10 protein-coding genes, 1 tRNA gene and 1 riboswitch are annotated in these 14,559 nt (G+C 54.3%); of the genes, 1 reads left to right on the forward strand and 10 read right to left on the reverse strand.

Annotated elements, in window-relative coordinates; genetic code table 11:
• Positions 1-249: 249 nt before the first annotated feature.
• From ACTQY1_RS03550 to nifJ, 4 genes are all read right to left on the reverse strand, one after another.
• Positions 250-324 (reverse strand) — tRNA-Gly (locus tag ACTQY1_RS03550).
• 192 nt (positions 325-516) lie between these two features.
• Positions 517-1,059: a TIGR00730 family Rossman fold protein gene (locus ACTQY1_RS03555; protein WP_288311111.1), complete on the reverse strand. Its 543-nt coding sequence runs from the start codon at positions 1,057-1,059 to the stop codon at positions 517-519.
• 91 nt (positions 1,060-1,150) lie between these two features.
• Entirely contained in the window at positions 1,151-2,755 is a 1,605-nt protein-coding gene (locus tag ACTQY1_RS03560; RefSeq protein ID WP_154487753.1) for a Na/Pi cotransporter family protein, read from the reverse strand.
• A 184-nt stretch (positions 2,756-2,939) separates the two neighbouring features.
• A complete protein-coding gene (gene nifJ, locus ACTQY1_RS03565; RefSeq protein WP_022488152.1) occupies positions 2,940-6,455 on the reverse strand; it encodes a pyruvate:ferredoxin (flavodoxin) oxidoreductase in 3,516 nt (1,171 codons plus the stop codon).
• Between the two features lie 210 nt (positions 6,456-6,665).
• Positions 6,666-6,762: riboswitch (TPP riboswitch) on the forward strand.
• A 67-nt stretch (positions 6,763-6,829) separates the two neighbouring features.
• On the opposite strand from nifJ, the gene thiC reads away from it, so the two are divergent.
• Positions 6,830-8,137, forward strand: a complete 1,308-nt coding sequence (gene thiC, locus ACTQY1_RS03570; RefSeq protein WP_441373788.1) for a phosphomethylpyrimidine synthase ThiC — start codon at positions 6,830-6,832, stop codon at positions 8,135-8,137.
• Positions 8,138-8,289: 152 nt separating this feature from the next.
• Here thiC and rpsI read toward each other — a convergent pair whose 3' ends face one another.
• The 6 genes from rpsI to ACTQY1_RS03600 all read right to left on the reverse strand — a co-directional run bounded on the left by rpsI (position 8,290) and on the right by ACTQY1_RS03600 (position 14,544).
• Positions 8,290-8,682: a 30S ribosomal protein S9 gene (gene rpsI / locus ACTQY1_RS03575; RefSeq protein ID WP_012937880.1), complete on the reverse strand. Its 393-nt coding sequence runs from the start codon at positions 8,680-8,682 to the stop codon at positions 8,290-8,292.
• A gap of 20 nt (positions 8,683-8,702) precedes the next feature.
• A complete protein-coding gene (gene rplM / locus ACTQY1_RS03580; RefSeq protein ID WP_022487021.1) occupies positions 8,703-9,140 on the reverse strand; it encodes a 50S ribosomal protein L13 in 438 nt (145 codons plus the stop codon).
• Between the two features lie 127 nt (positions 9,141-9,267).
• Positions 9,268-10,167, reverse strand: coding sequence for an ROK family protein (locus ACTQY1_RS03585; RefSeq protein ID WP_022487022.1), 900 nt, complete (start codon positions 10,165-10,167; stop codon positions 9,268-9,270).
• Between the two features lie 4 nt (positions 10,168-10,171).
• Positions 10,172-11,638: a glutamate--tRNA ligase gene (gene gltX / locus ACTQY1_RS03590; protein WP_441373789.1), complete on the reverse strand. Its 1,467-nt coding sequence runs from the start codon at positions 11,636-11,638 to the stop codon at positions 10,172-10,174.
• A 29-nt stretch (positions 11,639-11,667) separates the two neighbouring features.
• Positions 11,668-12,921, reverse strand: a complete 1,254-nt coding sequence (locus tag ACTQY1_RS03595; RefSeq protein ID WP_022487024.1) for a DEAD/DEAH box helicase — start codon at positions 12,919-12,921, stop codon at positions 11,668-11,670.
• 432 nt (positions 12,922-13,353) lie between these two features.
• Entirely contained in the window at positions 13,354-14,544 is a 1,191-nt protein-coding gene (locus ACTQY1_RS03600; protein WP_441373790.1) for a pyridoxal phosphate-dependent aminotransferase, read from the reverse strand.
• Between the last annotated feature and the right edge of the window lie 15 nt (positions 14,545-14,559).

Genomic DNA, 14,559 nt, shown 5'->3' on the forward strand with positions numbered 1-14,559 from the left:
GTGGTGGTTGAGGTGAAATGTAGCTTAGATATGTCTTTATTTTATCGTAAGACAAGGGGTCTTGTGAACAGGAGTGTCCACAAGACCCCAACATTTATTATAGAACCTAAAGATACGGGAAAGGCAAGACGGCAAGGTGGATTTTCTGACCAGAGGCAGTCACCAGTCTCCAGCCGAAGGAAGCCGGCTTTCTGCCGGCCTGAAACAAAACAAGGGCCGTTGCCTCAGCAACAGCCCTTTGATTCCGTATGGAGCGGAAAACGAGATTCGAACTCGCGACCCCCACCTTGGCAAGGTGATGCTCTACCACTGAGCTACTTCCGCAAATGGATTACTTGTATAGTATATTACAGTATTTAGCTTATGTCAAGGGAAAGAACCTTTTTGCGGGCCGCCCGGCGTGCGGCCCCTACGGTACCGTGTAAGTCGACGACCCGGCTGACCAGGGCCGGCGGGCCGCCCGGCGTGCGCCCTGCGGTACCGTGTAAGTCGGCAGGAATCCCTTGGAGCTGATTTTCACTGTTTCATTCCGTTGCAGTACCGTTCCAGTTCTTCCAGATCCCTGATGAACGGAACTCTTTCCACCCATTCTTTCCACACAAACCCTTCTTCCGCCATCCGGTCCAGGAGGGCCTTCATGGGCTGCCAGTAGCCTTCGTAGTCCAAAAAGGCAAAAGGTTTGGGCACCATGTCCAATTTGTTCAGGCTCATGATTTCGCTGATTTCTTCCAGGGTCCCGATGCCGCCCGGGAAGGCCAGGAACAGGTCCCCCAGTTCCAGCATCTTCTTTTTTCGCTGGGCCATGTTTTCGGTGACGATCAGTTCTGTCAGTCCCTGATGCTGGAGTTCTTTTTCCATAAAGAACCGGGGTTCCACCCCGATCACCCGTCCGCCCTGCTCCAGAGCGCCGTCGGCCAGTTTCCCCATAAGTCCGGTACGGCTGCCTCCGTAGATCAAAGTATGGCCATGACCGGCAATCCATTGTCCCAGTTCATACGCATAACGGGCATATTCCGGACGGTTCCCCGGATTGGCTCCCAGATAAACAGTGATGTTCATTTCCTCTCCTTTTCATAAAAAAGGAGCTGCTCCATGCAGCTCCTATCCTTCAGCCATCGGCCATTGACAATTGACCATTGACAATCAATTCTCAGAAATCCCCCAGTACAAGCTGAGAAATATTCTTGCTGTGGTCGCTGACCCGTTTCATGTTGATCAGCAGTTCCAGCATCACAAAACCGGTTTCCGGGGTGCAGACCCCTTCGTTCAGCCGTTCCACATGGCTCTTCCGCATGGCTTTCTGTTTCAGCTTCACCTGATGGGAGAAATCCAGGGATTCCCGGGCCAGATCTTTGTCATTGGTTTCCAGGGCCTTGATGGCCTTGGTGGCAGCGGCTACCACCAGCACTTCCAGCTCCTTCATTTCCCGGTTGGCTTCCGGTGAGAAGGTGGTTCCGTCTTCTCTCATGTTCCGGACCCGTTTGGCGATGATTTCCGCATGATCCCCGATCCGTTCAATATCGTTGCAGGCATGGATCAGACCGGTGTGCAGGTTGGACATTTCCTTGGTCATGTTCTTTTCGCTCATCTTGGTGAGATACACGGTAATGGCCTCTTCCAGGCTGTCGATGACCGGTTCATGTTCCAGAACGAATTCCACGTCCTTTTTATTGTAGTTATCCACACAGGTAAAGGATTTCCGGATATTTTCCAGAGCCAGGTCCCCCATCCGGACCACTTCCTTAGTAGCCAGTCCCAGAGCGACCGCCGGAGTGTTCAGCACGTTCTTGTCCAGATACTTGGGCTGATAGGAAATATCATTGTCTTCCCCAGGCATGATCTTTTTGATGAACCGGGTGAAATATGGTGCCAGAGGCAGGAAAATACAGGTGTTCACCACGTTGAAGGTAGTGTGGGCGTTGGCGATCTGTCGGCCGATATTCCCAGCCGGAGAAATATCCTTTACAAAAGAAATGAAGAAGGGCAGCAGAAGCAGAGCAATGATACTGCCGCACAGATTGAACATGACATGGGAACAGGCTACCCGCTTGGCGTTGAGACCGCTTTGGAGGGTGGCGATGACAGCGGTGATACAGGTACCGATGTTATCACCCAGGATTACGGGAATGGCCCCTTCCAGAGGGATCAGTCCCTGGCTGGCCATAGCCATCAGGATACCGATGGTTGCGGAGGAGGACTGGATTACCAGGGTCATGCCCAGACCGGTAAGGAGCCCCATAATGGGATGGGTGGAGAATCTTCCCAGGATATCCACGATCCGGGGATCCTGGCGCAGGGGAATGACGGAATTGCTCATCATGCTCATGCCCAGCATCAGGATACCAAAGCCCAGGAGCACGGAACCCAGGTTCTTCAGGGTCCGTTTTTTGCAGATGATCTGCATCACAAAGCCAATGGCAATGATCAGGGTGATGTAGTCGGTCAGATTGAAGGCAATGAGCTGTGCGGTCATGGTGGTCCCGATGTTGGCCCCCATGACGATGCCGAAGGCCTGTTCCAGGTTCATCAGTCCTGCGTTGACCAGCCCCACGGTCATAACCGTGGTGGCACTGGAAGACTGGAGTACTGCCGTAACCCCGGCCCCCAGAGCCACCCCGTAGATGGTCTTCTTTGTCAGCTGCCCCAGGATTTTCTGGAGCTTGGCCCCAGCCGCCTGCTGCAGGCCGTCGCCCATCAGCTGCATACCGTACAGGAAAAGAGAAATGCCGCCTAAAAACAAGAATAGCTGAACCAAAATAATCTCCTCCGCAGTTTGCGTTTTCAATTGTACTTATAGATTGGTGGAATAGCGATATGACTAAATTTTACCACATATCTCCTGTTTACACCAGTTCATAATGGAAATATGCAACATTCTGAACATTATTAAAAAAAATCTCCTGTCACTTTCGTGACAGGAGATTTTGAAGAATCGAGACTTATTCAGCGTCCAGTTTTACATAGCCGGCCAGACGTTCTTCAGCGTCTTTCTTGGTCTTGGCATACAGATCTTCTGCAATGTCAGGGAACCCTTTGGCCAGGGATGCATACCGTACTTCGCCCTTCAGGAAGTTTTCGAATTCATCGAAGTTCGGAGTCTTGGTGCTGTCCAAGAAGAAGGACTTCTTGCCTTCAGCCTTCAGAGTCGGGTTGTACCGGAAGCAGCTCCAGTAACCGCAGTCAACAGCAGCCTTGGCTTCCAGGAAGGAGTGGTTCATGCCTCTCTTGATGCCGTGGTTGATGCAGGGGCTGTAGCAGATGATCAGGGAAGGACCATGGTAAGCTTCAGCTTCCCGGATGGCCTTCAGAGCCTGGTTCTTGTCAGCGCCCAGGTTGATCTGAGCTACGTATACATAGCCATAGGTCATGGCCATCATGCCCAGATCCTTCTTCTTGGTCCGTTTACCGGAAGCGGCAAACTGAGCAACAGCAGCTTCAGGAGTGGACTTGGAGGACTGTCCGCCGGTGTTGGAGTAAACTTCGGTATCGAATACCATTACGTTTACATCGTCGCCGGATGCCAGTACATGGTCCAGTCCGCCGTAACCGATATCATAGGACCAGCCGTCGCCGCCGAAGATCCACTGAGAACGTTTCACGAAGAACTGTTTGTTTTCGTACAGAGCTTCCAGTTCCGGTTTGCCGGCTTTTTCAGCTTCCAGCAGTTCAACCAGTTTTTCAGCACGGGCACGAGAGCCTTCGCCTTCGTCCTTGTTGGCAATCCAGTCTTCCATGGCAGCCTTCAGGTCAGCGGAAGCAACAGCTTCAGCAGCCTTCATTTCGTCAACCAGACGATCCCGGACAGCCTTTACGCCCAGGTACATACCCAGACCGTATTCAGCGTTGTCTTCGAACAGGGAGTTGGCCCAGGCAGGACCATGGCCCTTGTGGTTGGTGGTGTAAGGCATGGAAGGAGCAGCAGCAGCCCAAATGGAGGAGCAGCCGGTAGCGTTGGCGATCATCATGCGGTCACCAACCAGCTGGGTAACCAGTTTGGCATACGGGGTTTCGCCGCAGCCAGCGCAGGCACCGGAGAATTCCAGCAGGGGCTGTTCGAACTGAGAGCCCTTTACAGTAGCAGTGGTCATCGGGTTGGCTTTCGGAGCAACCTTGTTCACCACATAATCCCAGATAGGAGCGCGGCCTTCCTGAGTAGCGAAAGGTTTCATGGCCAGAGCCTTGTTGCCTTTCATGCCCGGGCAGGCATCCACGCAGTTGGAGCAACCCTGGCAGTCCATGGGGCTCACGGTGATGCAGAAGTTCAGGCCTTTTGCACCCAGAGCCGGTTTGGTCTTCAGGCCTTCCGGAGCGTTCTTCACTTCTTCGTCAGTCAGCAGGAACGGACGGATGGCAGCGTGCGGGCACATGATGGCGCACTGGTTGCACTGGATGCAGTTTTCAATGTTCCATTCAGGAACGTTGATGGCGATACCGCGTTTTTCATAAGCAGCAGTACCGGAGGGGAAGGTACCATCGGCCTGGCCCATCAGAGCGCTGACCGGCAGCTTGTCGCCTTCCTGTTCGTTCATGGGGATCATGATGTTGTCAACGAAGGCGTTGCCAGTCTTCTTGTACAGGTCTTCGTCTTTTGCATCAGCCCATGCAGCGGGGATTTCCACTTTGTTGATGGCATTGACACCCTGATCAACAGCGGCATTGTTCATGTCAACGACCTTCTGGCCTTTCTTGCCATAGGAAGTAACAATGGATTCCTTCAGATACTTCACAGCATCATCCACAGGGATTACGCCGGTCAGTTTGAAGAATGCAGCCTGCATGATCATGTTGATACGGCCGCCCAGACCGATTTCAGAAGCGATCTTCACAGCGTCAATGGTGTAGAACTGAATGTCGTTGGTTGCCAGGTAGCGTTTCAGCTGGCCAGGCAGTTCCTTGTCCAGTTCTTCAGCGTTCCAGGGGCAGTTCAGCAGGAACACGCCGCCTTTTTTCAGGCCGGAGGCTACGTTGTAACGATGTACATAAGAAGGATTGTGTACAGCAACATAGTCAGCGAAGTTGATCAGGAACGGCATATGGATCGGAGTATGACCGAAACGCAGGTGGGATACGGTGATACCGCCGGACTTCTTGGAGTCGTAAGCGAAGTAGCCCTGTGCGTACATGTCGGTCTTGTCGCCGATGATCTTGATGGCGCTCTTGTTGGCACCAACGGTACCATCGGAACCCAGGCCCCAGAACTTGCAGGAGATGGTGCCTTTCGGGGTGATGTCCAGGGTCTTTTCCTTCGGCAGGGAGGTGTTGGTCACATCATCCACAATGCCTACGGTGAAGTGGTCTTTGGGTTCAGCAGCCTTCAGGTTGTCGAACACAGCCAGAGCATCGCCAGGATAGAATTCCTTGGAACCCATGCCGTAACGGCCGCCGATGATCAGAGGACGGTCAGCCTTGTTGTAGTAGATGTCCCGGACATCCAGGTACAGAGGTTCGCCGTTGGAGCCAGCTTCCTTGGTCCGGTCCAGAACAGCAATCCGTTTTACGGTTGCAGGCATGGCCTGGAAGAAATGTTTGGCGGAGAACGGACGATACAGATGTACGTTCAGCACGCCGACTTTTTCGCCCTGAGCGTTCAGGATCTTGGCAACTTCTTCCACGGTCTGAGCGCCGGAGCCCATGATTACTACAACGTTTTCAGCATCGGGAGCACCGGTGTAGTTGAACAGCTTGTAGTCACGGCCGGTCAGCTTGCTGATCTTGTTCATGTAATCTTCTACGATTTCCGGCAGGGCTTCGTAGTATTTGTTTACAGCTTCACGGGTCTGGAAGTAGATATCCGGGTTTTGGTTGGTACCACGGATTACAGGATGATCCGGGTTCAGCGCATTTTCACGGAATTTCTTCAGTTCATCGTAGTCAACCAGTTTTTTCAGTTCATCATAGTCCAGCAGTTCGATCTTCTGGATTTCGTGAGAAGTACGGAACCCATCGAAGAAGTTCAGGAAAGGCACATGGCCTTTGATGGCGGACAGGTGAGCAACTGCGGTCAGGTCCATAACTTCCTGAACGCCGCTTTCTGCCAGCATGGCAAAGCCGGTCTGACGGCAGGCCATAACGTCACTGTGGTCACCGAAGATGTTCAGAGAGCTGGTAGCCAAAGCTCTGGCTGCAACGTCGAATACGGCGGGCAGCAGTTCGCCAGCGATTTTGTACATGTTCGGGATCATCAGCAGCAACCCCTGGGATGCGGTGTAGGTCGTGGTCAGAGCACCGGAAGCCAGAGAGCCGTGCACAGCACCGGCAGCACCTGCTTCAGACTGCATTTCCATGATCTGTACCGGGCGATCGAAAATGTTCTTCTTGCCATGAGAAGCCCATTCATCACTTGCTTCTGCCATAGGAGAAGAAGGAGTGATCGGGTAGATCGCTGCAACTTCCGTAAACGCATAAGAAGCATATGCGGCCGCGGTGTTGCCATCCATTGTCTTCATTTTTTTCATTTAAATAGCCCCTCTTTCTAAGAGATACTGACTACGATAGTAAGACTTCCATAGTCCCCCTAGTCGCCTATAATTATATATCAAAATGAACAGAATCTCAAATAAATTTTTTCTTATTTGTAGACAATTTATTGCGAATTGTCTAACTACTCAGAAGGTGGCAATTTGAATTTTTCCTGTTGCATTCTTTTCCATTTTTTGTTAAAGTTGAAGCATCACTAGGGGCGCTATCGCTGAGAGACCTGACGGTCGACCCTTTGAACCTGATGCGGTTAATACCGCCGAAGGAAAGTGGTGAGGCTGTTTTGTCGGGCCGCTTTCCTTTTATGTCAGGAAAGCGGCCCTTTTTGTATCCATGAAGGAGGATTTGTTTTATGCTGACCCAAAGACAAGCTGCGCTGCAGGGTAAAATCACTGACCAGATGGCGGAAGTGGCCCGCCAGGAAGGAGTCACCCCGGAATTCATCCGGGACGGAGTGGCCAAAGGCACCATCTGCATCCCTGCCAACATCAACCACAAGAACCTGGTTCCCCGGGGTGTGGGCGAAGGCCTTTCCACCAAGGTGAACGCCAACATCGGGACTTCTTCCGCTTTTCCGGATCCCGCTCCGGAACTGGACAAACTGAAAGCAGCCATCGACGCCGGAGCTGATGCGGTGATGGATCTGTCCACCGGCAACAACATCGACGCCTCCCGGAAGGCCATCATTGAACATTCCACCGTCATGGTGGGCACCGTACCCATTTATCAGGCCACGGTCCAGGCCATCAAGGCCCATGGCAAAGTGACGGAAATGGACAAGAACGACATTTTCACCGTAGTGGAACAGCAGGCCAAGGACGGGGCTGACTTCATGACCATGCACTGCGGCCTCACCCGCCAATGCCTCCACAACCTGATCAACGAAGGCCGGGAAATGGACATTGTCAGCCGGGGCGGCTCTTTCCTGTCCGGCTGGATGCTCCACAACGAGAAGGAAAATCCCTTCTACGAATTCTACGATGAAATCCTGGACATCTGCGCCAAATATGATGTAACCATCAGCCTGGGCGACGGCTGCCGGCCCGGCTGCCTGGCAGACGCCACCGACCGGACCCAGATCCAGGAACTGCTGAACCTGGGCGAACTGACCCAGCGTGCCTGGGCCAAAGGGGTACAGGTGATGGTGGAAGGCCCGGGACATGTTCCCTACAACCAGATCGCCACCAACATGCAGCTCCAGAAACGGATCTGCCACGGTGCTCCCTTCTATGTGCTGGGGCCCCTGGTCACCGATATCGCTCCCGGCTACGACCACATCACTTCCGCCATCGGCGGTACCCTGGCCGCCTTTACCGGCGCCAACTTCCTGTGCTATGTGACTCCGGCCGAACACCTGGGCCTGCCGGACATCAACGACGTCCGGGAAGGGGTGGTAGCCGCCCGGATTGCCGGCCATGCCGCCGACGTGGCCAAAGGCCTGCCCTCTGCGGTAGCCCAGGACCTGGCCATGGCCAAAGCCAGGAAAGTCCTGGATTGGGACAAACAACTGAGCCTGGCCATCGATCCGGAAAAAGCCAGAGCCATCCGGTCTGCCAAGAACAAGAGCAGCGAAGAATACTGCTCCATGTGCGGAGACTACTGCGCCGTGAAGATCATGAACGAATACATGGACGAAGTCAAGGCGAAGAAGAGCAAATAAAAAACAGGGGCCTGGATGGCCCCTGTTTTTTTATGTCAATGGTCAATTGTCAATGGCTGAAGGAAAGGATTCGTTGGATATGCAAAAAACGAGGGTATTGCACAGAATGTGCAACACCCTCGTTTGAGGTTTCCATGATCCGGAACGGAAAATTACCGTTTGGAGAACTGGGAAGCCTTTCTTGCTTTTTTCAGACCGTACTTGCGGCGTTCCTTTTCCCGAGGATCGCGGGTCAGGAGACCGGCTTTCTTCAGCAGAGGACGGAAATCAGCGTCAACTTTCAGCAGGGCGCGGGCAATACCATGACGGATTGCGCCAGCCTGGCCGGAGATGCCGCCGCCAACAACGTTGGCCAGTACATCATATTTGCCCAGGGTTTCGGTGGTGTCCAGCGGCTGCCGAACAACCAGTTCCAGGGTCTTCAGGCCGAAGTATTCACTCAGTTCACGGCCGTTTACAACGATTTTGCCTTCGCCCGGAACAAGGCGAACACGGGCAACGGAGCTTTTGCGGCTGCCAGTTGCATCATACGTAACTTTTGCCATTTTCTAGTTCTCCTCTCCTCTTAGCGAATATCGATGGTCAGAACTTCAGGCTTTTGTGCAGCATGAGGATGTTCAGAACCAGCGTATACATGCAGTTTCTTGATGATCTGATTGCCCAGACGGTTGTGGGGAACCATACCCCGAACAGCCAGTTCCACCATTCTTACAGGGTTGTTCTTCAGCATATCCCCTGCTTTGGTGTATTTGTCGCCGCCCAGATACCCGGAATGACGGAAGTAAACCTTCTGCACCAGTTTTTTGCCGGTCAGTTTCACCTGAGCAGCGTTGATGATGATCACGTGATCACCGGTATCCATATGCGGGGTAAAAGTCGGTTTATTTTTACCGCGGAGCACTTTGGCAACTTCTGCAGCCAGACGGCCCAGAGTCTTGTCAGCGGCATCCACTACATACCATTTGCGTTCAATGGTAGCCGGGGTGGCCATGTATGTTTTCATCCTTATTCCTCCTAATAAAAACTCAATCTTGAACTGTATCCAGTGATGAGTCTTTGGGTACGGGCCGGGGCTAACGGCGCATGCTCAAAGTGATACCGTAATATTGTACAGTATATTACAGCTAATGTCAACTTCTTTTCTTTTCTCTGGCCAGGAAGTTGTACAGGGCGCCGATCAGCCCTGCATCATTGCCCAGGCCCGCAAAGGCCACGGTGGTCTTGTCCAGTACCACCGGCAGCAGTTCCTTTTTCAGGCTGTCCTGGAGCATGGGTTCCAGCAGGTCCTGCTGGGCCATGATGCCGCCCCCCAGGATTACCCGCTGGGGATTCATCATGTAGCAGATGGCCGCAATGCCTGTGGCCCACTGGTGGACGGTTTCCCGGAGCAGCCTGTGAAGAGGTTTGTCCCCGTGGCGGACCATTTCACAGAGGATCTTTCCGTTGAGGGTTTCCGGATCCACTCCTTTCAGCCGGGCGGCTTTCTGGACCAGGGCAGTGACGGAAGCGGCGTCCTCCCAGTGGTTCCGGCCACCCAGTTTGGCCTGTCCCACTTCCCCGGCAGTGAAGGAATTCCCGGGCCAGAGTTTGCCGTCCAGTACAAAGGCGCCCCCGATGCCGGTGCCGATGGTGATGCAGAACAGGCTTTTGGCTCCCCGGCCGTTCCCCAGCCAGTATTCCCCCAGGGCTGCAGAGTTCACGTCATTTTCCACCCGGCAGGGCAGCTGGAGCTTCCGGGATACCAGTTGGACCAGATTGGTGCCGGTGAGCCCGGGAAAATGCGGAGCCGCATGGAGCACTTCCCCGGTCTGGGGATTGATCATGCCAGCCATGGAAATGGCGGCCCCCTGGATCTTGAAGTATTTCTGGTAGGAGCCGATCAGCCCCAGCACCTGGTCCAGGAAGGCGTCCACTCCGTCTTTGGCAATAACATTGGGGAGACTGTCCTTGTTGAACAGTCTCCCTCTGCTGTCTGCCAGGCCGTATTTGATAGCGGTGCCCCCAATATCCAGGCAGATGTATTTATCCATGGGTTCAGCCCTGTGTCTTGATGAAGGCGATGGCTTTTTCCAGCCGTTCCAGGGTCTTTTCCCGGCCCAGGAGCACCATCACGTCGAACATGCCCGGGCTGAAGGTCCGGCCGGTCAGGGCCAGACGGGTGGGATGGATCACTTTGCCCAGGGACAGGCCCAGTTCTTCCGCCAGCTTGTTGTAGCATTCCTCCGTAGTCTTCAGATCGAACACCGGCAGGGCTGCCAGGGCATCATGGGCTTTCTGGAGCAGGTCAGCGGCTTCCGGCTTGAAGGACTTGGCCACGCCTTTGGGATCGTAGCTGTCAAAATCCTTGAAGAAATAGCTGGCACCATCCGCCAGTTCTTCCAGGGTCTTTACCCGCACCCGGACCACATCCACCAGGTGGTCGAAGTATTCCTGATGAGCCGGCAGATAGCTGTCATCGATGAGTCCGGCTTTCTTGAAGAAAGGCACGGCGGCATCGGCGATTTTCCGCAGAGGCAGGTCGGACAGATACTGTCCGTTGAGCCAGGTGAGCTTTTTCACATCGTATACGGCAGCCTTTTTGGACATTTTGCTGAAGTCAAAAGCTTTCACCGTGTCTTCCAAGGTGAAGATTTCCTGGTCATTGCCGGGTGCCCAGCCCAGCAGGGTCAAGTAGTTGATAATGGCTTCCGGCAGGTACCCTTTGTCCCGGAATTCTTCCACAGAGGTGGCTCCATGCCGTTTGCTCAGTTTGCTCCGGTCCGGTGCCAGGATCATGGGCATATGGCCGAATTCCGGTGCCCTCCAGCCCAGGGCATCGTAGATTACCAGCTGTTTCGGGGTATTGGTCAGGTGTTCTTCCGCCCGGAGCACATGGGTCATGCCCATGAGATGGTCGTCCACCACTACGGCAAAGTTGTAGGTGGGGATCCCGTTGGTTTTCATAATGACGAAATCATCGAACTGGTTCCAGTTGAAGGTCACGTCCCCGTGGATCATGTCATGGACGGTGATGGTGCCTTCTTTGGGCAGTTTGATCCGGATGGAATGGGCTTCTCCCGCTTCCACCCGTTTCTTGGCTTCCGCCGGATCCAGGTCCCGGCAGGTGCCTGCATAATGGAAAGGCTGCTTTTTCTTCCGCTGTTCTTCCCGCTGGGCTTCCAGATCGGCGGCGGAGCAGAAGCAGTAGTAGGCCTTGCCCTCATCCACCAGCTGCTGGCAGTATTTCCGGTACAGGTCCAGCCGTTCAGACTGGTAGTAGGGGCCATGGTCCCCGCCCACTTCCGGTCCTTCATCCCAGTCCAGGCCCAGCCATTTCAGGCTGGTAATGATCTGGGAGACGGAATCTTCCTTCAGCCGGTCCCGGTCGGTATCTTCGATCCGCAGGACCATCTTCCCCCCCTGGCTCCGGGCAAACAGCCAGTTGAACAGAGCCGTCCGGGCCCCGCCGATGTGCAGATACCCAGTGGGACTGGGAGCAAAACGTACACGTACTTCACTCATGGTTAGCACCTCTCCATTTCAATGATTGATTATTTTTCTTTGGGTTTCTGTTTCCGGGACGCTTCCGCATATTTGGTTCCCCGTTTGTTGGGACCTACAGCGCTTTTGCCCCGTTTGGGCACCCGTTTCTTCTTGGGACGCACCGGCTTCACCGTCCGGCGGACCTTCTCCCCGGCCAGATTCTGCCGTTCCAGGGTGATGTTCAGCTTCTTCTCCAGGTTCTGGAGCCAGCGGGTCTCATCCGCCGTATAGAAGGTGATGGCCGTGCCTTCGCTGCCGGCCCGGCCCGTCCGTCCGATCCGGTGGACATACCAGTCCGGATCGTGGGGAATGTCGTAGTTCACCACCTGGGTGATACCTTCCACATCCAGGCCCCGGGCGGCAATGTCGCTGGCCACCAGGATCTGGAGCTTGGCCTTCCGGAAGTTTTCCATCACCTGGCGCCGCTTGGTCTGGGACATGTCCCCGTGGAGCACATCCACATTGAAACCTTCCCCATAGAGCCAGTCGCTGAGTTCGATGGCCCGTTCCTTGCTGCAGCAGAACACCAGCATCAGGAAGGGGTTGTACCGGCGGATCAGGGAAGCCAGGGCCTCTGCCTTGTGGTCTTCGCTGACCTTGATGCAGATCTGATGGATAGTGGAAGCAGTGGCTTCCCTGGGGGCAATGTCGATGACCAGGGGATTGGTGGTCAGCTGCCGGCCCAGTTTCCGGACTTCCTCATCCAATGTGGCGGAACACATCATGGTCTGGTGGGGCTGGGGCATCAGGCTCAGGAGGGTTTCGATATCCTCCCCGAAGCCCTGGCGGAGCATTTCATCCACTTCGTCCAGCACCAGGTATTTCACCCCGCCCAGGCTGGTGTTCCCCTTCCGCAGGTGATCCAGCAGCCGGCCGGGAGTTCCCACCAGCACCTGGGCCCTGTGCCCGATTTTCCGTTTTTCCTCTTCAAAATCCCGTCCGCCGCTGACCGTCAGGGTATGGATTCCCGTATCCCCGTCCAGTTTCCGGATTTCCCCGGCCGTCTGCTGAGCCAGTTCCCGGGTGGGGGAAAGGATCAGGGCCTGGACAAATTCCTTCTTCGGGTCCACTTTATCAAACAGGGGGATCACAAAGGACAGTGTCTTCCCTACCCCGGTCTGGGCACGGGCGATTACGTCCCGGCCGTTCAGAAGGGCCGGGATGGCACGCTCCTGTACAGGGGTGGGGATGTCCTTCCCCGTCCGATGGAGCTTCTCCACCATCGCCTCGTCCACTTTCAGCTGGGCAAAACCTGCCGCCATGGAATCATCTCCTCTCATTTTTCAATCGTACCCTTTATTATAGCGTAAAAACCGGAGGAAGGGAAGGAAAAAGGGGGATGGGGCGGCGAGTAAGAAGAAATCAGACCGTATCTTGTGGGTCTATCAGAAGTCAGCTATCAGCTTGGCCCGCAATAAGCAAATCTGGCCTGCTGCTGTATCGAACAACGCTGACATCTCAAAGCCCGGCAGGTTTCCTACTATGCCTGGCGGGATCTGGTGTATGTATCCCATCCCAAAAATGCAGACTATGAAAAGATGAACATTTTCATTCCTTCCGCCTATCTGGAGGGAAAATCCGTCAACCGCCTGGGGCAAAGGCCACGCGGGAGACTACGATCTGGAAGAATTGTTTGCCTGGATCGATTCCATTTGCAAATAAAAAAAGAACCGCTGCCTGGGCAGCGGTTTTTTTTATTTTCTCCCCGGATACTGCTTCAATCCTTCTGCCAGGATGTGCATGGCTTTTTCCAGGTCTTTTACGTTCAGTACGTAGGCCAGACGGGCTTCGTCCTGTCCTCTGGTTACATCAGAAGCATAGAACCCGTTGCCCGGGGTGATCATCACAGTTTCCCCGTCGATGTCAAAGTCTTCCAACAGCCACTTGGCAAATTTTTCCGTATCGTCGATGGGCATTTTCACCATGACATAGAAGGCCCCTTTGGGATCAGAGGCAATCACCCCGGGCATCTGGGCCAGGAATCCTTTGATGGTATCCCTGCGTTTGGTATATTCTTTCTTCACATCTTCCCAGTAAGATTTGGGGGTGGTGTACAGAGCCGCAGCTCCCAGCTGCACAATCTCCGGACAGGAAAGCCGGGCCTGGCAGCATTTCAGCAGTTCCTGCTGGAGAGCCTTGTTCCGGGTGATCACGCAGCCGCTCCGGGCGCCGCAGGCGCTGTACCGTTTGGAGACGGAATCGATGAGCACCAGGTTGTCATCCAGTTCCCGGAGCCGTCCGAAGCTGGTGTATTGTCCATCATAGACGAATTCCCGGTACACTTCATCGGCAATGAGAGCCAGATCATATTTCCGGACGATCCGGGACAGCATGTCCATTTCTTCCCGGGTGTAGATTACCCCGGTGGGATTCCCCGGGTTGGAAATCAGGATGGCCCGGGTCTTGTCATTGATGTATTTTTCCACAGTTTCCTGATCCGGCAGATGGTAGCCGGTGTCCGGAGAGGTGGGAACCCCGTTGATTTCCACATTGTAGGCCCCGGTAAAGCTCTTGTAGTTGGCGTAGAAGGGCTCGAACATGAGCACATTGTCCCCCGGGTCACAGGTGGTCATAATGGCAAAGGAAATGGCTTCACTGCCCCCGTTGGTGACAAAAATATCGTCCAGGGCATAGTCCATATCCCAGGATTCATAATATCCCTGGATGGCTTTCAGCAGTTTGGCATCCCCCTGGGATTTTCCATAGGCCACCACTTTGGGATGGTAGGAGGCCACCCCTTCAAAGAAACTTTCCGGGGTGGGGATATCCGGCTGTCCGATATTCAGATGATAGATCTTTTTGGTCTTTTCCACCCGGTTGGCAATAGGCGCCAGTTTCCGGATGGGGGATGTGGGAATGTGCAGCGTCCGTTGGGAAATGTGCATGGTTCTTGTTCCTCC

Origin of the sequence: Acidaminococcus sp. HCP3S3_G9_1 (assembly GCF_052122455.1) — a bacterium.
Lineage (GTDB): Bacteria > Bacillota > Negativicutes > Acidaminococcales > Acidaminococcaceae > Acidaminococcus.